Here is a 20,165-nt window from a genome sequence, read left to right as displayed (position 1 = left end):
CTTATTTCTCCTGAATAGGTGGGCGGTGGACGGGGTTTTGATGCGGCGCTGCCTGTCGCTACCCCGTGCCGCCCCGCGCGTGGGCACGTCCGGTTATCAGCTGGCGTGGCGGATTTTCCGCTCCAGCTGCTCAATGTCTTTTTTCACCCCGCAGCGCTCGTCGAGCTGCATGGCCTGCCGCAGATGGTTCAGCGCGGCAACGGGCTGGCTTTCGCGCAGCACCCAGCCGAGCGACTTGTGCAGGCGGGCGCGCGACTGATCGGGCATATCCAGATCGCCGATCACGTCGAGCGTCTGCATCAGCAGGTCGGGGTCAAAGTCGGTTTTTGCCACAAGGGCGTTTTTAGCAGCGTCGGCCATCTCCTCGGCCAGCAGCGTCTGCACGTTGCGGTTAAAGCCCTGCGGCATCGACCAGCCGTGGCGAATAGCGTGGCGGCCAATGGCGAGCGCACCGGCATAATCACCGGCATCAACGCGCCAGAGCATCACGTACATCAGCACGTCGTCCTGCTGCGCACCGTCGGCGGCCAGCACGCCGTCCACCCACGGCACATATTTAGGCAGGACTTCCACCTTGATTTCGGCCTTCTTCACTGTGGACTGAATGCCCTTGAGGCGGCGGCGGTCTTCGCCGAGCTGCATCAGCATCAGGTCATAGCCCTTTAAGTGGCTGCCACTGCCGCCCTTGCGGGCGGCCTCCTGTGCCAGAACATATTGCGTGTGCCGCTGAAAAGGACTCATAGCCATGCTTATGCCTCTGCGCCGCTGGCCGCAGGTGCGGCGAATTCGCCCATTTCAATGTTTTCAACCAGGCAAACGCATTCGTAATCCTCAACCACGTACGCCTCGTTGACGGACTCAAAATTCTCGACACGATCGCGTTTAGGGTTGTCGATGACGGCGCGGCGGCGGCTCTCGTCCTGCCAGTAAATGGAGAAATTGTCGAGGCGGGTGATCAGTAAGGCATCAGCCGGGAAGTAAGGCGCACGCACGGCCTGTAAGCCGCCCATGCGTTTCTGGCTGATAATGAGGTCAGCGGCCAGAGCCTCGGTGTTTGGCTGCTGCTGATTCACCAGCGGGAAATACTTATCTGCCAGCAGACCGCGACCACAAACCACTACCAGATCGGTGTCGTCCTGATACTGAACGCCAATTTTGCGGTTAACCGCATCCATCACCAGAGCGTCCAGATTCGCAAAGTCACCGTTTTTACCGACGCGAACGGAAGAAGACAGACTGCCGTTTTCCTGCGGGATGCCCTTAATGACATGCACCGGTGATTCCTGGCGGATTTTTTCCAGCCAGCCAATATTGACGTCCTGCAGCAGGGGGTTTTCTACGCGGTTTGAGGTTTTCTCACGCTTCACGCCGTTAAAGCCGATCATGATGCGGTCCAGCGCCTGACGCTGGATGATGGCGTCACGAATGCGGGTCTGAAAGTCCTGGAACTTCGCCCACAAATCCAGCTTCGCATAAGGTAACGCGGTATCGAAATTGGTCTGGGTGCACTTGTAGCCAGTACCATCGATGTAAGTCGGATCGGTCGGCTGGCGCTCCTGTGAAGAGGTGTCCGTGGTGCCTGCAATGGTCGAACCTACGCCCAGCCCCAGCACTTCGCCGGATTGCTCGTCCACCGGGATGATGTTAATCATCTTCAGGAAAGCGGCAGACTCCTGAATTTTGCTTTCCAGCTTCTGCGCTACGGACGGCTCGACGGTGAATTTCGCGCTGATGTCCGGCACCTCTACATCGTTGAGCTTCGCGAGCTGAGTGAGGAAGGCATTAAATTTAAATCGGGTCGTTTTTTTCATCGGTCAGTTTCTCTGAAATCAGTTATGTAAAGTGGAATGGCCCGTATCAGCAGTCGGTCAGGTTCTCACTGACACCGCTTCCGCCCGGTGCGCGCTGACGGAAATCGGCGCGACTGTCTTCGCGGCCCAGCTGCTGCTTCAGTTCGGCAAAGTCTTCTTTCTGCTCTTTCAGGTCGGCCAGTTGCGTTTCCAGTTCGGCTTCCAGCTTGCTCAGGCGCTCCGCCTGCTCGTCCAGCGCCTTATCGGTGCGGGTGCTGAATTCCTGCTGCTCGGTAGCAACCAACTCCACCGCCTGATGCACGTCAGAAAAGCGGGCATCATCGGATAGCTGCTTTTTGCCAAACAGAGCGGTGATGCGGGCAAACAGTGCAGGCTTGTCCTCCACCTCTTCCAGCTCGATCACGGTTTCGGTGGCGGCGGTGAACAGGTTTTCCGGGTGCTGCTTGCGGTTCGCCAGCGGGTTCAGCTCGGCTTTCGCGCTGAAGGCCAGCATTTCGGTGCCGAGGCTAGCCGGGTCGTCGGTGGCAGCCAGGCCAACCAGATAGGCTTTGCCGGTGTCGGCAAACTTGGTGCTGACTTCCATGGAGGTGAAAAGCTTCTGGCCCTGCTTCACCAGCGCCACAAGTGCATCCGTCGGCAGGATGTCGGCATACAGCGCCAGCTTTCCGGCCAGCGGACCGTCGGTGATCTCTTCCGTTCCCAGCGCGCTTACCGTGCCGTAGCGGTTAAAGGTGCTGTCCGGGGCGTAGGACTTGATGTGCTCCAGATTGATGGACGCGGTGTAAACCGCCGGATTATAGGCGGCGGCCATCTGCTCCAGCCATTCGCGGGAAATTTCGCGCCCGTCCGTGGTGGCACCTTCCACCCCGATACGAAAACGCTTTGCTTTAACTGCCATAGGTCAGGCTCCGTTGGGTAAATCGCTTTGAAGCCTTATGTTTGCGGTTCAGAGGGGTGTGAAACAACGCGGGCACGTTGTGCGGGCTTCCACACAACGGCAGACGGCAGAAAAGGGATCGGCGGGGCCGTATTTTGGGGCCATGACAACGACACTCGCCCCCGAAGACCTCGATCCCCGCAGGCAGGCCATGCTGCTTTACTTTCAGGGATACCGTATCGCCCGCATTGCTGAAATGCTGGGAGAGAAACCCGCAACCGTTCACAGCTGGAAGAAGCGCGACAAGTGGGGCGACTACGGCCCGCTTGACCAGATGCAGCTGACCACCGCCGCGCGCTACTGCCAGCTGATCATGAAGGAGACAAAAGAAGGGAGAGACTTCAAGGAGATCGACCTGCTGGCGCGCCAGTCCGAGCGGCATGCCCGCATCGGTAAGTTCAGCAACGGCGGCAACGAGGCGGATCTCAATCCTAACGTAGCGAACCGCAACAGTGGGCCGCGCAAGCCGCCGGAAAAGAACGTGTTTACCGACGAACAGGTGGAGAAATTACAGGAGATTTTCCACGGCTCCATGTTCGGCTACCAGCGCCAGTGGTGGGACGCGGGCAACAAGCACCGCATCCGCAACGTGCTCAAGTCGCGCCAGATTGGCGCCACCTACTACTTTGCGCGTGAGGCGCTGCTGGATGCGCTGACCACCGGACGCAACCAGATTTTCCTGTCAGCCAGTAAGGCACAGGCGCACGTGTTCAAGCAGTACATCATTGAGTTCGCTAAAGAGGTGGATGTAGAGCTGAAAGGCGACCCGATGACGCTCAGCAACGGCGCGTGCCTGTACTTCCTCGGCACCAACGCTCGCACCGCGCAGAGCTACCACGGCAACCTTTACCTGGATGAATACTTCTGGATCCCGAAATTTCAGGAGCTGCGCAAGGTGGCGTCCGGCATGGCGCTGCACAAGAAGTGGCGGCAAACCTATTTCTCCACCCCGTCCAGCCTGACGCATAGCGCCTATCCGTTCTGGTCCGGCGGCCTGTTCAACCGGGGCCGCGCCAAGGCTGACCGCGTGGACATCGACCTGTCGCACATGAACCTTTCGCCCGGCCGCTTCTGCGATGACGGCCAGTTCCGCCAGATTGTCACCGTTGAGGACGCCGTGCGCGGCGGCTGTAACCTGTTTGACCTCGACCAGCTGCGACTCGAATACAGCCCGCCGGAATACCAGAACCTGCTGATGTGCGAATTCGTGGACGATCTGGCGTCCGTGTTCCCGCTGCAGCTGCTGCAGAAGTGCATGGTGGACAGCTGGGAAATCTGGAGCGACTTCGAAGCGCTGGCGCTGCGGCCGTTCGGCTGGCGTGAAGTGTGGATCGGTTATGACCCGGCGAAGGGTACGCAGAACGGCGACAGCGCCGGGTGCGTGGTAATCGCCCCGCCTGCCGTGCCGGGCGGCAAGTTCCGCATTCTGGAGCGCCACCAGTGGCGCGGTATGGACTTCCGCGCGCAGGCCGAGTCCATCAAAAAGCTGACGCAGCAGTACAACGTGACATATATCGGCATCGACTCCACGGGCGTCGGCCTCGGCGTGTACGAGAACGTGAAGATGTTTTATCCGGCGGTGAAGGAGTTTGTTTATAACCCGAACGTGAAAAATGCCCTGGTGCTGAAGGCGTTCGACATCATCAGCAGCGGGCGTCTGGAGTTCGACGCCGGGCACCTAGACATCGCGCAGTCATTCATGGCAATCCGCCGCACCACCACGGCCAGCGGCAACCGCCCGACCTACGAAGCCAGCCGCAGCGAAGAAGCGAGTCACGCCGATCTGGCGTGGGCGACCATGCACGCGCTGGCAAACGAACCGCTACAGGGCGAAGCCGCCCACACCGGCAACATCATGGAGATTTTTTAAATGAGCAAACGCAGGAACCGCACGCGCAAGCAGCCCGTGCAGCAGCAACAGATGACCGGTGGCCCGGCGGCAGAAGCGTTTACCTTTGGTGACCCGGTGCCGGTGCTGGACCGCCGCGAGCTGCTGGATTACGTGGAATGCGTGGTCATGGATAAGTGGTATGAACCACCGGTGAGCTTTGACGGGCTGGCGCGCACGTTCCGCGCCGCCGTGCACCACAGTTCGCCGATCAACGTGAAGCGCAACATCCTCACCAGCACCTTCATCCCTCACCCGCTGCTGAGTCAGCAGGCATTCAGCCGTTTTGTGCAGGACTATCTGGTGTTCGGCAACGCCTATCTGGAGAAGCGTACCAACAGGCTCGGCGGTGTGCTGGCGCTTGAGCCGGCACTGGCAAAATTCACACGACGCGGCACCGATTTGGACACCTACTGGTTCGTGCAGTACGGCATGAACACGCAGCCTTACGAGTTCACCAAAGGCAGCGTGTTTCACCTGATGGAGCCGGATTTAAATCAGGAGGTTTACGGCCTGCCGGAATACCTTTCGGCGATCCCGTCCACCCTGCTAAACGAGTCGGCAACGCTGTTTCGCCGTAAATACTACCTGAACGGCAGCCACGCCGGTTTCATTATGTATATGACCGATGCCGCGCAGAATCAGGAAGACGTGAACAATATCCGCCAGGCAATGAAGAGTGCCAAGGGGCCGGGCAACTTCCGCAACCTGTTTATGTACTCGCCGAACGGGAAGAAAGACGGGATCCAGATTATCCCCCTGTCAGAGGTGGCGGCTAAGGATGAGTTTCTGAATATCAAAAACGTTAGCCGTGACGACATGATGGCCGCGCACCGTGTGCCACCGCAGATGATGGGCATCATCCCAAACAATACAGGCGGCTTTGGTGATGTTGAGAAAGCCAGCCGCGTATTTGTGCGAAACGAACTCATGCCGTTACAAAAGCGGTTTATTGAGTTTAATGAGTGGATAGGAGAAGAAATAATTAAATTTAACGAATATGCTTTAAGTTAACTATAAAGCGCCTAATTAGGCGCTATCCATTTCAAACTTAGAAGTTAAATTTTTCCATTCTCAACTTATTCAACTTACTCTCATCAGCTATTTTTTGTAAAGCTACCTTAACCTTATGAGTAATAGATATCATTTTCTCACTTGCATTGCCTATACGTGAAAACTTAAGACTGGTTGCTATAGTAGATGTAAGATGAGGCCCACTTAGACTTTTAAAAAAATTATAATAATCTTCGATTGATGCATCATCTAGCACATCAACATCTTCATCATTCCAACCATTTCTACCTGACAAAAACTCTAAAACCTCCTGTAAACTACGTTTAGGGACCGATTCAGAAAAGGCTTTTTCAAAACGTAGTTTCAACACCTCATCCTTTAAAGGCCTGTATATGTCAAAGCTATTTAAGTTGAATATCTCTGGTGTTGACCTTCTCTCATCAACATAAAAATCTATTAATTCTGAAGCTTTTACTTCATAACCTAAAAATCTAAGAACTCCAATTACACTATCGAGATCATTTGGAGATATTTCGCTTACATTTTCTTTTAAACTTGAGTAAAAACTTTCAATGACTTCATCTTCATTGTCATTGAAGCTATCGTGAAAAGTTTCCCATGCTTTGCGAAATGAGTTCGATTTCTTAAATTGTATAGATCTTGAGTTAGCCTCATTTAGTGCCAAAGTTAACTCATCACCATCCACATAGCCATGCCTTACCAAACTAGCTATTTTTTTATCTAGTTCATTAACACTAATAAAGTTGAAGCTAAGTAAAATCTCCTTCCATTTTTTTTCCTCTTCCGTTGCATCCTTCCCTCCAACAGAATATATACTTCCCAATGATTCTATAAATTCAAGGTTAGGAACATTACTATCAGACTTTGAACAATAGTAAGCCCAGCTCATTAAGGTTACGCTTTTTAGAAATTGTACTTTGACATCGGCCTCAGAATCATCAAAGTAACGCCATACGCTGCTAATACTTCTCTCAATTTTATTTAAAATCCTTATATTTTTTATACCAAGTTCAGTAGAGTACTCCGATAAGTCCTTATGATATTCTTTGCTGCCATCATATGCTATTTTTGCACATTCATGAGGTAATGGCGAAAACTGTAACTCAACATCAATCACCTTCTCTTTAAATTTCTCATAGTCTTTAACCTCATTAGTTCCATCATTAAGTAGAAGAACGACCTTACATTTCTTTTGCTCTTTGAGTAAAGATATTAGACCTAACACTTCTTTTATTTCTAACGCAGTACCTTTTCGCTCTAAATCATCAATACATATCAAATATTGAGAAATAGACATAAATGACCAAGCTTCAATAGCAGGCGTAGCCACCTTTAAATATGGTAAATCCCTCAATTTATTTAAAGAACTTCGACCAAGAGTTTCGAGCATGCCTTTAGTGTTACTACTTAAAGTTTCTAAGCTTGGTGCATTACCTATTGATTCTTTAGAAATGGCATTCTCAAAAATTGATTGTTTCAATTTTTCCAGAGAAGAAATTCCAAATAGGGAAACGTAAGAGTATCTTGATGCAGAAATCATACTTTCCTGTTTTGCCTCATCAAGAAACTTATTCCAACTAAATGTTTTACCGACCCCCCACTCACCTTTAATAGCCATAACACTTGGTGTTGACTGAGATACAAATTTGAGGATCTGATCTTTAACTACTTTTAATGTCATAATAATACCCTAAGTATATTTTAACCTTTAAAAATCATACCGTGATATGGCAATTTTTCATACTTAGTGATGATACATTCCCGTCAGCCCGCGCTCGTACCCCCGCCACGCCTGCGCGCTTTATGATGCGGTTTTCATGCACCTGCATGACATAAACGAAAGCCCGCCAGAACTGGCGGGCCGAGGGTAAAGCGATCCTTTTCGGATCATGCGAATTCATGCGGCATAGTCATGCACTCTTCACTCCAGTTTGAAGTCGTCCACAGAAGCTGATTTGTGGATGCCAATTCCTTCTGCTTCATTCAGAAAATCCATGCCCTGCCGTAAAGAAATGGGATATGGAATCTCAAGCATGAAAACGAAGTCGTAGGTTTTACCGAGCCAGTAACCCCCGCCGCATTCTTTCGGCCGTTGGAAAAACACCCATTCACCGGGCTTGTAGTAAGTGAGTACCTCACCTCGGTAAACGATCTGGAATTTTTCGGGATTTTTAGCCATGGCTTAACGCCTCGCAACTCTCGTTATGTTCGGACTCACCTTTCGTAAGCATCCCGGCGTGATATGTAGCTTCCATCCGATCACATCTTGCTACGCGTGACATCTGAAAAAACTAATCTGAAGCGTGCATCATGCGAGAATATTCGTGGCTTCTGACTTTCCGCATCAGCTCATCGGTCAGTTCAGAGACCCACTGAATGGCAAGCTGCTTCTCGTCATCCGTGCAATCACTAGCAGCAACAAGTTTCATAAATAAATCAATACGCTGGAGCTTCATCGACTCCAAAAAATAATCCTGCATATTCCCTCCGCACAATGAACAACTGGTTATACGTACAGTATATTATGAGTTTCGAAATGTGAAATGTTTTTTTACCTTCCGTGAGAAATCCTCTGGACTAATCAGATGGTTATCTTTTGTTCCTGGAGTCTGCCGTTTCGGTAAAACAGCCGCATTCGCGCGCCGGAATTTATACTGCATCCCCTGGAAAGGAGGCTAATTTCCTCCTCATGCCCCTCAAAACCACGGGCTTTTAGTTCCAGCTCTAACCGCCGGCGCTCCGGCCCCGTACAGTTATTGACAGAACTCCAAGGGGCGGCGATGCCGCCAGAAGGACCAGCCTCCGCTGACGCGTCGGCTAATTTGGCAACGGCTTCCCACTTCACCAGACGCGTGAATACTTCAGAATCTTGATAGTGAGGCGAGTAGATACCCTGAACGCGCTGCACGTCCTCCGCGTACTCGTTGCCCATTTCGGTGATCTCGTAACAAAGACGGATCACTAAGTCATCACGCGCGACCAGCGGACCCCCCTGCGCCATGGTGTAAGACGCCCAGCAGCTGGCAACGGAAGCAGACGCCAGCACGGCGTCCATCTTCTCGTTCGGTAGGCGCGTATCGCCGAGACGGCGCAACTCGCGCCATACAGTGACCGGCGCGCCGCCAATCTGCTGAAACTGGCGGATTCGCCAGCGAGAAGCCCACGCACAAACAGCTTTCGCCATATCACGCATGTTTGAGCCGGTTTCATCGTCCTTCTCGCCGTCCATTGCGAAGCCGTCGATATTTTTGGAGATATATTTAGCGATGTAACCCGTGGCGCTGCCTTTGGTGGGATCGATAGGCTCAGCGTGAAAACGCGCTTTGCGCGCCTGCGGCGTGTTCAGTTCGTCGGCGTCTTCTTTGCTGGCATGCTCACGCATGATCTGCTGCACATGCTCGCGATGCTCCGGCAGCATAAACAGCAGCATGTGCCAGTGTGGCGTGCCGTCGTGATGAGGCTCAACGACGCGGAAACCGAAAACATGGATTTCTTCGCGTGACAGTGCGGCGCGGATGCGCGCCCAAACACGGCACAGATAGCGCTGCGTATCGCGCGGGCTTGAGCCGTTCCATTTGGTAATGAAACCGCCCTGACTGTAAACGGAGTGATAACGCGACGGCGCGGTGATCGTATAAAAGTCCCCTACGCAGCCGGTTTCATTGGCGATGTCTTCAAAGCCACGCATTCTGGTCATCAACTCGCGACGGCGCATGGCCGGGTTCGCGGTGCTGCGGTTGACCATCTCGTCCATCGCTACACGATCACCGGTTTCTTTGTTCATCAGGTCGTATCTTTTGAAGAACTCGCGATTGCGTTTCTTCTGCTCGACCCATTCCGCCAGCGTGCCGCGTGATACGTAAGGTGAAGCTGATTTTTGCACCTGCCCTACAGCGATTGCCATGTGCTCGCGTTGGAGATCGCGCATCTGCTTAAGACGGCCACGCCACCATTCAGGCGCCATCATGCGCAATAAACCTGATTGCGCCTTGCGCAGACTCAGCTCACCTTTGCAGGCTTTGAACTCCGCCCAATATGGCGGCTGCGTGCCGGTCAATGCGGCCAGCTCAGCAACGTAGCGATAAGCAATGCAGGTTATGGTCTGCTCGTCCGCTTCCTGCGGCATTGATGTTTTATCGACAAAATCAGCCAAGCTGAGCGAAAGATAGGATGCAACTTTATAAGCCATATCGCGCACGTCCTGCCGGTCAAGCGTGGGCAGACGATCAAGCTGCTTTATGAACGGCAGTTCATGTTGAGCGGCTTCATCAAGACGATAGCGACTGCGAACCAGCTGCAGGCGTGGCAATACGTTTTGGCCGATAGTTTGGCGCAGAAACGCATTGGCCCGACGGCGGCCATTGTTTGCTGAGAGGATTTTGCTGTAGCGATCGGCAAAGTAACCGGCCAGATAATCCGGCATATTTTGCAGATATTGGCTGCGCCAGTTGTGGTCCTCTGGATTCACATTCCAGAGACGGCGCTCAGAAAGGGACATATCCGCCGGAGCGGACATGCCAAAGACTTCACGCCGTTGCTGATTTACGGCGTGATATTCACCAGTAAGGAGATCAGGAAGACTTTCAGACATGCGCGGCCTGAAGTTCAGCCAGCTCTTGCACTGCAGCCTCGACCAACTCAGCAATGCGGCGAGTTTCCGCTACAAAGGCCGCAGTTGTTTTCATCTGGCCGTGCAAAACATGGCGACCAATGACATCAACAGCCAAATCGCGCATGAGGAGCACTGCCGACTCATATACGGCCATGGTTTGCGGCACGCGCTGACGGACACCATCAACCTCAAGCCAGCTGAATTTCTCCAGCACCAGCTGTTGCGGCTTGCCCGGCTCACTGGATTTCAACGCGCGCACTGCATAGCGATCATCAACCTGGACTCTCAAAGCGCGGCCCCTTTGTAATGCACGCTTTTCAATTCGCTAATCTCTTTGCAGGTAACGCACAGCTCGACACCCGGCAACGCTCGGCGACGCGCTTCAGGGATAGCTGCATCGCATGACAGGCAGAAAAACTCACTCGCTCCTGCAGGACGGTGAATAGCCGTTGCCAGGTTGCGCGCCAGTTCTTCCTGAACGCGCTGCTGAACCAGATCCATTGAGTCGGCCATTAGTGCAGCTCCTGTGCTTGGTGCTGAATTTTTAAGGACTCCTCGCGCAGCAATTCAGCTGCTTCCACATGATTCAGTTCACCGCTATTAATTTTCCAAGCAAGAACGTTCAACCTTGAAGCCATTAACTCCGCCCTGTTACGTCGCTCATCCATGCGCACGTCACGAAGCATTGCATCGAGAGGCTGCTCAAAGGATTTGTTAACTTCTTTGTTTTTTTTCAGTTCCATATACTTTCCTTATTGAAGGCAAAAGAATGCCCGGCGGGTTTACGCCATTAATTTTTCGGATTAATTAATTTGGAAGCGTTAGCTTCTTGGGAAATAAACTCACGACTGCGCGAAAGTGATTCATTGCACCTATCAGCGCGGTAATTTCGTCACTCGTCAATTCACTGTATTCAACGTTGTGACGTACTTTATTGATGTTTGCCAGAAAGAAAATGGCGCTCATCGCCCGGTTATTTTGTTCGTACTGTGGATCACGAGTATTACGCATATCACTAATGAACCGCTTTAGCTCATTACCGCAATCGCCGTACATCATGGTGCGAAGTGCGGCAATATGATTAAGCGCGCTAACTCGCTGCCCCGCGCTCATTTGAACAGTGATGCTCTCAGCTTTGTAAGCCATGTCGTTTTTTTCCTGTTGCCAGTTAAACCTGCCAGCAATTCGGCTTGAGAGTTTGCCGGGTGCCAGCGCCTGCCATTTTCAGCTGCAATCCAGCCGTGACCGAATGCGTGTGAAGGGCTTTGCCGTCTTAGAAGCGGCGCCACTGAAAACGCCATAACTAAACAACCCCTATCGATGCGCCTATCCCGCTTAACACATCGGCAGTGCCAGCCATTGCAGGGTTGGAATGCACGCGCGTTTGAACGGCTATCGCAGCTAAAGTCAGGCAGCGAATGCCGGCATTAACGTTCTGCACAAATCCACGCCTACAGGCCGAGGTAAATTTCCTCTGACTCACAACGCCAGCAGCCAGCTGCCCGACTTCGGCGGTAGCCTTGAGGACATAAGCCGGTAAGTTCTCCTGAGCGATTTCGTTAACCGGCACGCATGGCAGGCATTGCAGTTGAGCCAATGCGCCATCAACCAGCGTTGAGTCTTCCGTCAGGTCGGTCAGAATCAACATTTCGCGAACGGTAAGCTGATGGACCTGCTCCGGGTTGAGCTTGTTACGGATGGTTTGCGGATTAAGTCCCGCCTTTTTAGCCAGCTGGATGATGTTGTGCTTTGCGGAAAACGCGCGGCACGCTTCATCAAAATGGCTTTGTGTGGAGACACTGAAATCAAACATGCTTAATACCTCACGTTATCCCAATATGGATGCATCAAGCCTGCATTGTGATTTCATGACCGGCTGCTGCTTCGATAATTAGGGCAAGCATGTTGATTTCGATGAGGCCGTTAACCCCATCCTTATTCCTGATAGGTAGGCGGTTTTCACGGTACATCTGGCGAACAGTTCCCTTCTTGTAACCTGTGCGACGGCAGAACTCTTCGACAGTAATGTACGGTTCTGAAATCACGAGATTGATTGATGGGCGCATTGAAAGTTTACGGGTCATGATGCACTATCCTCTGTTGAGTTCTAACCAACTCTATTCATCACTATTAAACACGTCTTGATACGACGAGTGAATATTAGGATCACAAATTGGAAAGGTCAACGAAAGATTTTACGAGTCGTAAAGCTCCAACTTTACCAGAGGGTGGTAAAGATCCCATTGAGCGCATCGTCCAGGCATACGGTTTTGCATCTCGACAGGCTCTATGTCGACACTTAGATGTGTCTCAAAGCACTATGGCTAACCGCATAATGCGTGGGAACTTTCCTGCTGATTGGGTTCTGATTTGCTCGATGGAAACCGGCACTTCCCTTGAGTGGCTGACATATGGACGCGGTGATTCGAACATCACAAATCAAGATCAGCCATCAACCAAAATCGAACTCAGAAAAATCACAAATGGGAACTTCTCATCATCTAATTGGGTTGAATATGACGCTCAGCTCTTACCAAGTGATGTTAAAGCCCCACTGTTAGTACATTTCGAGAAACAGAATTACCTGGTTGATATGACCGCCGCAGAAATCACCGACGGGCTGTGGCTCATCGAGATTGACAAGCTCATTAGCGTTAAAGAGCTGTACCGTTTTCCCGGCGGCCGCATCCGCGTTGAGAATGGAAAAGCCTCATTTGAATGCAAGGCAGAAGACATCAAGGTCTTGGGCAAAGTCGTTGCCCGCACTGAGTACCTTTAAAGGCAAAGCATGGCGATAAACAAATTACCCAACGGGAAATGGCAGGCACAGGTTTTTCCAAACGGCCGTGACGGCAAAAGGATTCGCCGCCAGTTTGCGACGAAGGGCGAAGCACAATCCTATGAGAAGTTCGTAAAAGAGCAGGCTCAAGATAAGCCCTGGCTTGGAGAGAAAGCAGATAAGCGGCGGGTAATTGAGCTTGTTGAATTGTGGTTCAACACGCATGGCATTACGTTAGCGGATGGTGAGAAGCGGCGAACCACAATGGCGTTCGCCTGCGAGGCGATGGGAAACCCACTTGCTACCGAGTTTAACGCGAAAATTTTTGCGTCTTATCGCGAGCAGCGGCTAAGCGGAAAGATCACCCGCTCCAGTCGAGTTAAGACGGTAACGCCCCGCACGGTGAATTTAGAGCTGGCGTATTTCAGGGCGATATTTAACGAGCTACGCCGGTTAGATGAATGGACCGCACCCAATCCGCTTGAGAACGTGCGCGAATTTAAGATCAGTGAATCCGAGATGGCGTATCTCACCATTGAGGAAATTAGAACCCTCCTCGCCGAATGTGAGAACAGCCGATCCAAAGACCTGACTACCATTGTGAAAATCTGCCTGGCAACTGGCGCACGGTGGAGTGAGGCCGAAGGCTTGAAGGGAAATCAAATCCGCGCCGGTCAGATCATATACGTGAAAACTAAAGGCAAGAAAAACCGCGCGGTGCCGATAACTGAAAAATTACAGGCTGAACTGCCAACAAGTAGGAAAGCACAGGCGCTCTTTAAACCATGCTATTCGGCCTTTAGAAAGGCCATGCAACGTGCCGATATCGAGACACCAGCTGGGCAGCTGACACACGTCTTGCGACATACCTTCGCGTCTCATTTCATGATGAACGGGGGGAATATTCTTGTACTTCAACGAATTTTGGGGCACACGGATATTAAGGTAACAATGCGTTATGCACACTTTGCACCTGATCATCTTTCTGAAGCAATGCTTTTAAATCCATTAGAAAAAATTGATATGCGATAAATAAAGGCTCTAAAACCTTAACTATTAGAACTTTATTATTAAAAACACATCATTATAATTTTCAATCAAAGCTTAGAAAGGAAATATCATGAAAGAAATACCTATTATAAGCTTAGAAGAATGGACGGATATCAGTTCACTTTTGATCAAAGAATTAAAAAAAATCAATCACAATGGCCTCGTATTATTTAGAAATTTCTCGATTGAAACTTACTCATTTGATGAAAATGATTTTCAAGAACCTACAAATAGATTACAACTAGCAAAGTTAACAGGCACTGATCGCGACTTAGATAGTCCTTTCTGGAATGAACCTGGACATGACTTCGAGCATGATAAAAATTTAAGTGGTAAATTACCTTCTGAAATAATTTATGCCTATGTTGTTGAGGCTAATGATACCGGCTATTTCGTTCATTATGAACCAGGTATTCCAGAGGAAATGGATTTATTCTCTGGTTTAGATGAAACACACGGATTATTAGTCTACGATGAAAATAAACTGAAGCGCGTATCTAAAAATGAACATTGGTTCAAAGGCAATCCCATCGACGCATTGTTAATGATCTTCAAATTAGAAGAATGAGAATATTAAAATGACAAATAAAACATGGAAAGATTATGAGTTTTTTGTAGGCAGAATACAGCAAAGCCTTCTGAATGCAGAAGGAATTTCGCACATTAAGAATATAGTTGTAGAAATAGATAAGAAAATAACAGACCGAAACGGAATTGAACGTCAATTCGATGTTTATTGGGAATTCCAGTTAGGCGGTCAGATTTACAAAAGTGTAATAGAATGCAAGGATTATGCATCAACAATAACTATTGATAAAATTGATGCCTTTATTGGAAAAACCAATGACATCCCTGGGCTAAGGCTTATATATGCTACAAAAACAGGTTATCAGAGTGGTGCTAAAATTAAGGCTGAGCAGTATAAAATAGATTTATTAATTGTTCGAGAAGGTAATGATGAAGATTGGACTTCTGCTGATGGTATCCCTCTTCTAAAATTAATAAATATAAATATCAAAGCCATTTCACCACCTCGAATAATTTCATTCAATCCCTTCGTTGATATGAAATGGGTTGAGTCTCAGCCTAACTTTAACTTGGATGAAGTGAGCCACGCGTTTAGCCGAACATTAAATAATGAGCTATTTATAAATGACATTGAGAAAGGTGAGAGAATATCACTTTATGAACTTCAAAACATCCTTCCAGAAAAAATTGAAAACATGCAATATGGTAAGGGTAGTTTTAGCGAGAGTTTTCAAGATGCACTATTAGAAAATAAAAGCGGAAATTTAAAGATTAAATTAAACTCTTATACTCTAGAATACCAATATAACAAACCTTTGAACGTTTCATCGACAATTGATTATTCAAATGAATTATTAGGAATAGTTCAAAACTATGCAACTGGAGATAAGAAAATGATTTTCAAAGATGGAATAATTCACAACATGTCAGATGAGTAATCATCTTAGCTTATTTAAGTTCCCCTTAGTTTTAGAGATCTAACCACTACTGTAAATGGCAGCAAAGTGGCAGCAGAGCGCAACGCTATGTGCCACTTTTCATCACTATTCGGCTTAGAGAAAACATAAAAATCAGTAAGTTACTGATTTTACTCGCTTCAAATTGGGACTCATAATCGCTTGGTCGCTGGTTCAAACCCAGCAGGGGCCACCAAATTTAGTGATTTAAATCATGCTCTTAAGCCACCTTCCTTGAGGTGGCTTTTTCGTATTTGGCTTTCATTGCCCCCTTTTTGTCCACCGAGATCCAAAAGCTAGACAGCAGCATCTATCATTTGTGAACATAAGACGCTGGAACTAACTCAATGCGTAAGGAATACCTAATGATTTATGATTGTTTTTTATACTACGACGAAGATATGCTACTTGATATAAGATTAAATAGTTTGGACGATGCCGTAGATTATTTTGTCATTGTAGAATCTACTCATACATTCACTGGGAAACCTAAGAAATTAAATTTCGATATAGATAAATATGAAAGATTTAAAGATAAGATTATCTATGTTGTCTTTGATGAGTTACCAATTCTAGAAAATGGTAAAGCAGGGAACTATGATGCCTGGGCAAACGAGGCTGCAACAAGAAACGCTATAATGCGAGGATTAAAAAAGGCTAAGGATGAAGATTTGATATTAATTTCCGATGTTGATGAAATTTTTAACTCAGCAATTATAAAAAAAATAAACCCCAAGAAATTATGTACGATATTGTATATGCCTTTTTATAATTATCAATTTAATCTTCAAGTATTCAATGCTGACGGATCAGAGCGTCAATGCCGATTACCACGGGCTACTAATATGCATAATCTCAAACATTATTTTGACGGTAAACCAGAGTTGTTCCGAAACATAAAGAAATCAGAATTATACAGTCATTTTATTTCAAGAAACTGGTTTAAGTTACGCAGCGAGGTCATAAAAAATGCAGGCTGGCATTTCTCATGGATTATGACTCCAGAACGGATATCAGAAAAAATGTCTTCAATTTCTCATACCGAATATGATTTACCTCATTTAAATAATAAAGAGCACATTATTGATGCGCTGAAAAATGGTAAAGATTTATGGAATAGGGAAAGAAAACTTGTCAGGCAAGAGTTAACTAATGATAAATTCCCATCTTACCTTGTTGCGAACAGAGAAAAATTTAAACAATTCGTCTTGTGATAATTTTAGGTTGACAATAAACGGTTAATTCTTAGCGTCATTTAAACTTTTGGAAAGCACAACCACCTATAATCGTGCTAATTTTTAATGACGCCTGACACTGTTTTTACCCCTCTGTTTTTCAGTCCATTCGAATCAGTCAATTTTACCGCAGCCCCCTAACCAATCATGGCCAAATGGACATTGCTTACGCTCAAGCAGCAGATCCATTCAAGATCCAATAATCTGCAAATAACAATCTTGTCTTTTTCTCATTGAGCTGTGCAATTACCAAGATCCAATATTGATCCTTCAAACTGAAAAGCACTCAAAATCTTTTCAAGATTTTAATTTGCCTAATTACATCAGAAAGCCAGCAGCCGCGTGCACTGGCGCATCGGTTTGCATAAAAATAAAACTGAAAAATTTTTATGATGTAAAACCCACAGGCGGGTGCGATGTAGCGCCGTTTTCGTCATTGTGGGGCTGTTGCTGCACCTGTGCCCTACTGTGCGGGTGATCCATGTGAGGGAGATTAGTCGAGTGGCTGTTCTGATGCGTGCGGCTACGTGCGTTCTGTGTGGTGTGATAGCAGGCATAAAAAAACGCTGTGTTAGCAGGTCTGGTGAAGTGGATAATTTACCGATAACTTGAGAATATTTCGCGGCGAGTGCAGTGACATGTATGGCACTTTTCCCGATGGCGACACTGTTGGTTGGCTGCCCGGTAGACGGGTGCGTATGACTTGCCATTCACTGCATAAGCGCAACACTGTCAAGCATCAACTGCGCCACGTTGATTTGCTCTGAACCAATCCAAACCGCTGGCGCGATAGTCTCCTGACGTGTAGCCGCGACGCTTTGCCTGATTTCGTAAAAGATTAGGCTCAACATAAGCCTTGGCTGGGAGATAAAGCGGATAAGCGGGAAGATCACCCGCTCCAGCCGAGTGAAGACGGTTACGCCGCGCACTGTTAATTTAGAGCTGGCATATTTTAGGGCAATGTTTAACGAGCTACGCCGGTTAGATTAATGAACCGCTCCGAACTCGCTTGAAAACGTGCGCGAGTTTAAAATCAGTGAATCGGAGATGGCGTTTCTCACCATTGAGGAAATTAAAACACTCCTCGCTGAATGTGGGAACAGCCGTTCTAAAGATTTAACTACCATTATGAAGATCTGCCTGGCAACTGGCGCACGTTGGAGTGAAGCCGAAGGCTTAAAGGGCAACCAAATCCGCGCCGGTCAGTTCATCTATGTGAAAACTAAAGGCAAGAAAAACCGCGAGGTGCCGATAACTAAAAAATTACAAGCTGATCTGCCAGCCTGCAGGAAAGCACAGGTGCTCTTTAAACCTTGTTACTTAGCCTTTAGGAAGGCCATGCAACGTGCCGGTATCGAAACACCTGCTGGGCAGTTTTTGCACGTTTTGCGCCACACGTTCGCGTCTCATTTCATGACGAACGGCGGCAATATTCTCGTACTTCAGCGGATACTAGGGCATACAGATATTAAGGTAACAATGAGATATGCGCATTTTGCGCCAGATAACTTGTCTGAAGCTATTTTACTTAACCCTCTCAGCAAAATGGAATCGTGATGGAGAAGGAAATTCAGTGTGATGATTTAGAACTCGAAGAACTCCTATGCGTTAGGGTTTTCAGTAATACATTTCATGTAATTGGCTTGGATAGGTATTACAAAGCGATAACAGAATGGGCTGAAAGAAAAGTCTTAACAGGCGAAGAGTCTGATACTCTCCTTATTCTGGCATCTCTGAATTTAGAGCCGATACCTGATCGTAATGAAGTAGAGCAATATCTAAAAATTTACCAGCGAGAGATGAACATACAAAATCCACATCCTCATTACAGCGCATTAGTATGGCTACGGATGCAAATAGGATATTTGATTGCTTCTAAATCCGGTGAAGATGTTGAGGGCAAGCTTGCATTATTTACTCATTATTTCTTAGATTTTCCGCCAAGAGCTTTCGCCAGATCAGCGAATATTCTATCCAATTTTTATTGGGAACTGTTTGACGAAGCAATACCTATCTTTTATTCAAAAGCTTCTGAAATGAGTGAAAACGAACTCATTTTGCATGTTAAAGAGCGTCTAACCCCCCTCTACAGGAAGTTAGACAACTCTGACTGGATGGGAATTCTAGCTAGAGAAATTTTTGTGTAGAAATGGCAGCTGAGTGGCAGCAGAGCTCAACGCTATGTGCCACTTTTCATCACTATTCGGCCTAAAGAAAACATTAAATTCAGTAAATTACTGATTCCACTCGCTATAAATTTTAACTTGTTACCGCTTGGTCGCTGGTTCAAATCCAGCAGCGCCACTAATTTTAGTAATGTAAATCATACTGTTAACCCACCTTTTTCAAGGTGGCTTTTTTGTTTGTCATTCATAGTGGCGATCAAATGGCGATACGTTTTCTAAAGCACATCTAAATATCAATCACGCTCCAACTCATTCACCTGCCACCGCACCGAACTTACGCCCTTTTCCAGACTGATGCGGCTCACCAGGCTTTCCAGCTGATCGGTTAACGTGGGATTGCCAATCACCTCAGCATTCACCTCCATGCGATGCGGCGGATCCAAATCCTCACTGTGCAGTGATTGCAGACGCAATCCGCTGCCGCCCAGCGTGTGCAGCATTAGGCTGCGAACCTGAACCTCATCCTGCGCGAGGCAGATGATTTGTACTTTGTAGTGTTGCATCGCTTCGGCTGCTGAGACGATGGTTTGGCGGTTGATACCCAAGGCCAGTTCACGCAGCAGTATATTCGCGCACAGGATCACCATGCAGCCGAGGGCCGCCTCCAGCAGCAATCCCATGCTGCACAGCACGCCAATGGCGGCGGTGCACCACAAGGTGGCGGCGGTATTCAATCCGCGGATGTTCAAGCCATCGCGCATGATCACTCCGCCGCCGAGGAAACCGATACCGGAAACCACATAAGCCGCAACGCGTGACGCATCCGTAGCGATGCCGGGCACGCTTTGTGTCATCAGAACGAAGAGACAAGCGCCGGTGCTCACCAACGCATTGGTGCGTAATCCGGTCATGCGTTGACGTAGTTGGCGCTCACTGCCGATCAGCGCACCCAAAACCAGCGCGACGGTGACGCGCAGTAAAAAGATTTTCCAATCCATGATAGACCTCAATCCGCAGCTTTCTGTTTGCGGAACAAAAGATTAATAAATGGATTACAGACAGTGCGAATACCGCTGGGAACCAGCCGCATTGTGCTTATGAAAAGGGGTGATTCTGGAAGGAAATTCACCGTCTTAACGCGCAGTTAAGACAGCGTGAAGGCTATCTTACCGCGAGGTCCTGCTGTAATCGTTTGGGACTTGTGTCCA

At 48.5% G+C, this 20,165-nt stretch carries 23 protein-coding genes, 1 tRNA gene and 1 pseudogene; 10 read left to right on the top strand and 15 right to left on the bottom strand.

The genetic code is table 11. The annotated features are described in order from the left end of the window. Positions 1–96 precede the first annotated feature (96 nt). The 3 genes from MWH02_RS21160 to MWH02_RS21150 are packed head-to-tail and all read right to left on the bottom strand — an operon-like array spanning position 97 to position 2,709. Entirely contained in the window at positions 97–747 is a 651-nt protein-coding gene (locus MWH02_RS21160; RefSeq protein ID WP_271461386.1) for a phage terminase small subunit, read from the bottom strand. A 2-nt stretch (positions 748–749) separates the two neighbouring features. Beyond that, on the bottom strand, positions 750–1,811 hold the full coding sequence (locus MWH02_RS21155) for a phage major capsid protein, P2 family (RefSeq protein ID WP_271461385.1): 1,062 nt from the start codon (positions 1,809–1,811) through the stop codon (positions 750–752). A gap of 46 nt (positions 1,812–1,857) precedes the next feature. After that, positions 1,858–2,709 carry a GPO family capsid scaffolding protein gene (locus tag MWH02_RS21150; RefSeq protein WP_271461384.1) on the bottom strand — a complete coding sequence of 284 codons (852 nt, stop codon included), beginning with the start codon at positions 2,707–2,709 and terminating at the stop codon, positions 1,858–1,860. Between the two features lie 142 nt (positions 2,710–2,851). Here MWH02_RS21150 and MWH02_RS21145 point away from each other — a divergent pair, with 142 nt between their 5' ends. Together MWH02_RS21145 and MWH02_RS21140 are read left to right on the top strand one after the other, a co-directional pair. After that, entirely contained in the window at positions 2,852–4,618 is a 1,767-nt protein-coding gene (locus tag MWH02_RS21145; protein ID WP_271461383.1) for a terminase ATPase subunit family protein, read from the top strand. After that, positions 4,619–5,650, top strand: a complete 1,032-nt coding sequence (locus MWH02_RS21140; RefSeq protein WP_271461382.1) for a phage portal protein — start codon at positions 4,619–4,621, stop codon at positions 5,648–5,650. It abuts the gene before it with no gap. Positions 5,651–5,687: 37 nt separating this feature from the next. Here MWH02_RS21140 and MWH02_RS21135 read toward each other — a convergent pair whose 3' ends face one another. The 11 genes from MWH02_RS21135 to MWH02_RS21080 all read right to left on the bottom strand — a co-directional run bounded on the left by MWH02_RS21135 (position 5,688) and on the right by MWH02_RS21080 (position 12,367). Then, positions 5,688–7,352, bottom strand: coding sequence for a P-loop NTPase fold protein (locus MWH02_RS21135; RefSeq protein ID WP_271461381.1), 1,665 nt, complete (start codon positions 7,350–7,352; stop codon positions 5,688–5,690). Positions 7,353–7,592: 240 nt separating this feature from the next. Next, positions 7,593–7,850, bottom strand: coding sequence for a hypothetical protein (locus tag MWH02_RS21125; protein WP_061720362.1), 258 nt, complete (start codon positions 7,848–7,850; stop codon positions 7,593–7,595). A gap of 112 nt (positions 7,851–7,962) precedes the next feature. Beyond that, positions 7,963–8,151 carry a hypothetical protein gene (locus MWH02_RS21120; RefSeq protein ID WP_049850574.1) on the bottom strand — a complete coding sequence of 63 codons (189 nt, stop codon included), beginning with the start codon at positions 8,149–8,151 and terminating at the stop codon, positions 7,963–7,965. A 101-nt stretch (positions 8,152–8,252) separates the two neighbouring features. After that, positions 8,253–10,262 (bottom strand): replication endonuclease, encoded by a 2,010-nt coding sequence (locus MWH02_RS21115; protein ID WP_271461379.1) that lies wholly within the window; start codon positions 10,260–10,262, stop codon positions 8,253–8,255. Further along, the gene (locus MWH02_RS21110; RefSeq protein WP_271461378.1) at positions 10,255–10,572 is read right to left on the bottom strand and encodes a DUF5405 family protein; all 318 of its coding nucleotides are present in this window, start codon (positions 10,570–10,572) and stop codon (positions 10,255–10,257) included. The genes MWH02_RS21115 and MWH02_RS21110 overlap by 8 nt, the downstream gene beginning before the upstream one ends. Beyond that, positions 10,569–10,796, bottom strand: a complete 228-nt coding sequence (locus MWH02_RS21105; protein WP_105088565.1) for a TraR/DksA family transcriptional regulator — start codon at positions 10,794–10,796, stop codon at positions 10,569–10,571. The genes MWH02_RS21110 and MWH02_RS21105 overlap by 4 nt, the downstream gene beginning before the upstream one ends. Beyond that, on the bottom strand, positions 10,796–11,026 hold the full coding sequence (locus tag MWH02_RS21100; protein ID WP_271461377.1) for a DUF2732 family protein: 231 nt from the start codon (positions 11,024–11,026) through the stop codon (positions 10,796–10,798). Before MWH02_RS21100 ends, MWH02_RS21105 begins: the two co-directional genes overlap by 1 nt. A gap of 64 nt (positions 11,027–11,090) precedes the next feature. Continuing rightward, a complete protein-coding gene (locus MWH02_RS21095; protein WP_271461376.1) occupies positions 11,091–11,429 on the bottom strand; it encodes a DUF5347 family protein in 339 nt (112 codons plus the stop codon). After that, positions 11,393–11,584, bottom strand: a complete 192-nt coding sequence (locus MWH02_RS21090) for a phage filamentation protein Fil family protein (RefSeq protein ID WP_271461375.1) — start codon at positions 11,582–11,584, stop codon at positions 11,393–11,395. Before MWH02_RS21090 ends, MWH02_RS21095 begins: the two co-directional genes overlap by 37 nt. Positions 11,585–11,586: 2 nt before the next feature. After that, positions 11,587–12,096: a phage regulatory CII family protein gene (locus tag MWH02_RS21085; RefSeq protein WP_271461374.1), complete on the bottom strand. Its 510-nt coding sequence runs from the start codon at positions 12,094–12,096 to the stop codon at positions 11,587–11,589. Between the two features lie 34 nt (positions 12,097–12,130). Beyond that, positions 12,131–12,367 (bottom strand): hypothetical protein, encoded by a 237-nt coding sequence (locus MWH02_RS21080; RefSeq protein ID WP_061720369.1) that lies wholly within the window; start codon positions 12,365–12,367, stop codon positions 12,131–12,133. 89 nt (positions 12,368–12,456) lie between these two features. Here MWH02_RS21080 and MWH02_RS21075 point away from each other — a divergent pair, with 89 nt between their 5' ends. The 8 genes and pseudogenes from MWH02_RS21075 to MWH02_RS21040 all read left to right on the top strand — a co-directional run bounded on the left by MWH02_RS21075 (position 12,457) and on the right by MWH02_RS21040 (position 18,978). Next, positions 12,457–13,062 (top strand): phage repressor protein CI, encoded by a 606-nt coding sequence (locus tag MWH02_RS21075; protein ID WP_271461373.1) that lies wholly within the window; start codon positions 12,457–12,459, stop codon positions 13,060–13,062. A gap of 9 nt (positions 13,063–13,071) precedes the next feature. After that, positions 13,072–14,094 (top strand): phage integrase, encoded by a 1,023-nt coding sequence (locus MWH02_RS21070; protein ID WP_271461372.1) that lies wholly within the window; start codon positions 13,072–13,074, stop codon positions 14,092–14,094. Positions 14,095–14,182: 88 nt separating this feature from the next. Next, complete coding sequence (locus MWH02_RS21065; RefSeq protein ID WP_271461371.1) at positions 14,183–14,680, top strand: hypothetical protein; 498 nt, start codon at positions 14,183–14,185, stop codon at positions 14,678–14,680. 10 nt (positions 14,681–14,690) lie between these two features. Then, the gene (locus tag MWH02_RS21060; protein ID WP_271461370.1) at positions 14,691–15,578 is read left to right on the top strand and encodes a hypothetical protein; all 888 of its coding nucleotides are present in this window, start codon (positions 14,691–14,693) and stop codon (positions 15,576–15,578) included. Between the two features lie 111 nt (positions 15,579–15,689). After that, positions 15,690–15,792 (top strand) — tRNA-Leu (locus MWH02_RS21055). Between the two features lie 151 nt (positions 15,793–15,943). Then, positions 15,944–16,810: a glycosyltransferase family 17 protein gene (locus MWH02_RS21050; protein ID WP_271461369.1), complete on the top strand. Its 867-nt coding sequence runs from the start codon at positions 15,944–15,946 to the stop codon at positions 16,808–16,810. 891 nt (positions 16,811–17,701) lie between these two features. Then, positions 17,702–18,388: pseudogene (locus MWH02_RS21045) on the top strand (phage integrase); the annotation flags it as partial. Then, complete coding sequence (locus tag MWH02_RS21040; RefSeq protein WP_217549722.1) at positions 18,388–18,978, top strand: hypothetical protein; 591 nt, start codon at positions 18,388–18,390, stop codon at positions 18,976–18,978. The pseudogene MWH02_RS21045 and the gene MWH02_RS21040, both read left to right, overlap by 1 nt. A gap of 272 nt (positions 18,979–19,250) precedes the next feature. On the opposite strand, the gene MWH02_RS21035 is transcribed toward MWH02_RS21040, so the two are convergent. After that, on the bottom strand, positions 19,251–19,955 hold the full coding sequence (locus MWH02_RS21035; RefSeq protein WP_110867369.1) for an MgtC/SapB family protein: 705 nt from the start codon (positions 19,953–19,955) through the stop codon (positions 19,251–19,253). Between the last annotated feature and the right edge of the window lie 210 nt (positions 19,956–20,165).

The sequence above is a fragment of the Pantoea leporis genome, assembly GCF_028048155.1.
Classification (GTDB): Bacteria; Pseudomonadota; Gammaproteobacteria; order Enterobacterales; family Enterobacteriaceae; genus Pantoea; species Pantoea leporis.
The sequence above is the reverse complement of the archived record's forward strand: the minus strand, read 5'-3'. Positions and strand labels throughout refer to the sequence as shown.

What these genes read in the sequence shown, in the direction of transcription:
- MWH02_RS21050 (WP_271461369.1), top strand. Translation starts at nt 15,944, where the DNA reads ATGCGTAAGGAATACCTAATGATTTATGATTGTTTTTTATACTACGAC.
- MWH02_RS21080 (WP_061720369.1), bottom strand. Translation starts at nt 12,367, where the DNA reads ATGACCCGTAAACTTTCAATGCGCCCATCAATCAATCTCGTGATTTCA.
- MWH02_RS21160 (WP_271461386.1), bottom strand. Translation starts at nt 747, where the DNA reads ATGGCTATGAGTCCTTTTCAGCGGCACACGCAATATGTTCTGGCACAG.
- MWH02_RS21095 (WP_271461376.1), bottom strand. Translation starts at nt 11,429, where the DNA reads ATGGCTTACAAAGCTGAGAGCATCACTGTTCAAATGAGCGCGGGGCAG.
- MWH02_RS21120 (WP_049850574.1), bottom strand. Translation starts at nt 8,151, where the DNA reads ATGCAGGATTATTTTTTGGAGTCGATGAAGCTCCAGCGTATTGATTTA.
- MWH02_RS21145 (WP_271461383.1), top strand. Translation starts at nt 2,852, where the DNA reads ATGACAACGACACTCGCCCCCGAAGACCTCGATCCCCGCAGGCAGGCC.
- MWH02_RS21105 (WP_105088565.1), bottom strand. Translation starts at nt 10,796, where the DNA reads ATGGCCGACTCAATGGATCTGGTTCAGCAGCGCGTTCAGGAAGAACTG.
- MWH02_RS21090 (WP_271461375.1), bottom strand. Translation starts at nt 11,584, where the DNA reads ATGGCGTTTTCAGTGGCGCCGCTTCTAAGACGGCAAAGCCCTTCACAC.
- MWH02_RS21150 (WP_271461384.1), bottom strand. Translation starts at nt 2,709, where the DNA reads ATGGCAGTTAAAGCAAAGCGTTTTCGTATCGGGGTGGAAGGTGCCACC.
- MWH02_RS21135 (WP_271461381.1), bottom strand. Translation starts at nt 7,352, where the DNA reads ATGACATTAAAAGTAGTTAAAGATCAGATCCTCAAATTTGTATCTCAG.
- MWH02_RS21040 (WP_217549722.1), top strand. Translation starts at nt 18,388, where the DNA reads ATGGAGAAGGAAATTCAGTGTGATGATTTAGAACTCGAAGAACTCCTA.
- MWH02_RS21100 (WP_271461377.1), bottom strand. Translation starts at nt 11,026, where the DNA reads ATGGAACTGAAAAAAAACAAAGAAGTTAACAAATCCTTTGAGCAGCCT.
- MWH02_RS21140 (WP_271461382.1), top strand. Translation starts at nt 4,619, where the DNA reads ATGAGCAAACGCAGGAACCGCACGCGCAAGCAGCCCGTGCAGCAGCAA.
- MWH02_RS21085 (WP_271461374.1), bottom strand. Translation starts at nt 12,096, where the DNA reads ATGTTTGATTTCAGTGTCTCCACACAAAGCCATTTTGATGAAGCGTGC.
- MWH02_RS21125 (WP_061720362.1), bottom strand. Translation starts at nt 7,850, where the DNA reads ATGGCTAAAAATCCCGAAAAATTCCAGATCGTTTACCGAGGTGAGGTA.
- MWH02_RS21060 (WP_271461370.1), top strand. Translation starts at nt 14,691, where the DNA reads ATGACAAATAAAACATGGAAAGATTATGAGTTTTTTGTAGGCAGAATA.
- MWH02_RS21115 (WP_271461379.1), bottom strand. Translation starts at nt 10,262, where the DNA reads ATGTCTGAAAGTCTTCCTGATCTCCTTACTGGTGAATATCACGCCGTA.
- MWH02_RS21155 (WP_271461385.1), bottom strand. Translation starts at nt 1,811, where the DNA reads ATGAAAAAAACGACCCGATTTAAATTTAATGCCTTCCTCACTCAGCTC.
- MWH02_RS21065 (WP_271461371.1), top strand. Translation starts at nt 14,183, where the DNA reads ATGAAAGAAATACCTATTATAAGCTTAGAAGAATGGACGGATATCAGT.
- MWH02_RS21070 (WP_271461372.1), top strand. Translation starts at nt 13,072, where the DNA reads ATGGCGATAAACAAATTACCCAACGGGAAATGGCAGGCACAGGTTTTT.
- MWH02_RS21035 (WP_110867369.1), bottom strand. Translation starts at nt 19,955, where the DNA reads ATGGATTGGAAAATCTTTTTACTGCGCGTCACCGTCGCGCTGGTTTTG.